The 512-nt window shown below is 60.9% G+C and carries 1 protein-coding gene; it reads left to right on the forward strand.

Going from position 1 to position 512, the window contains the following annotated elements; all coding sequences use genetic code 11:
- A partial coding sequence (locus ACMHKJ_RS19385) for a SpvB/TcaC N-terminal domain-containing protein (RefSeq protein WP_413496489.1) occupies positions 1 to 512 on the forward strand: 512 nt, incomplete at both ends.

Genomic DNA, 512 nt, shown 5'->3' on the forward strand with positions numbered 1-512 from the left:
AGCCCGCAGGCACCGTCTCTGCCCAAAGGCGGCGGTGCACTGACCGGACTTTCCGGGCAGGCGGGCGCGGCCGGTCCCGACGGCGCCGCATCGTTATCTCTGCCGCTGCCCGTCAGTGCCGGACGCGGCTATGCCCCTTCGCTCTCACTCAGTTACAGCAGTCAGGGCGGTAACAGTGCTTTCGGTATCGGCTGGGATTTAATGCGTCCGGCGGTCAGCCGCCGAACCCGTTCCGGTGTGCCGTCTTACACAGAGCAGGATGAGTTTGTCTCTCCCGCCGGTGACGTGCTGATGGCCATCACCGGCAGTAATGGCAACCCCCTGACAGAAAAACGTCAGACACTGTTTGGCACCACACTTAATGTCCCTTATCAGATAACCACTTACCGCGCCCGTGTGGAGAGTGATTTCAGCCGGCTGGAATACTGGCAGCCACAAGGCAGCACCACGGAGCCGGATTTCTGGCTGTGGTATACCGCAGACGGTCAGGTGCATCTGCTCGGTTATGAATC

Source organism: Morganella psychrotolerans, from assembly GCF_965118875.1.
Classification (GTDB): domain Bacteria; phylum Pseudomonadota; class Gammaproteobacteria; order Enterobacterales; family Enterobacteriaceae; genus Morganella; species Morganella psychrotolerans_C.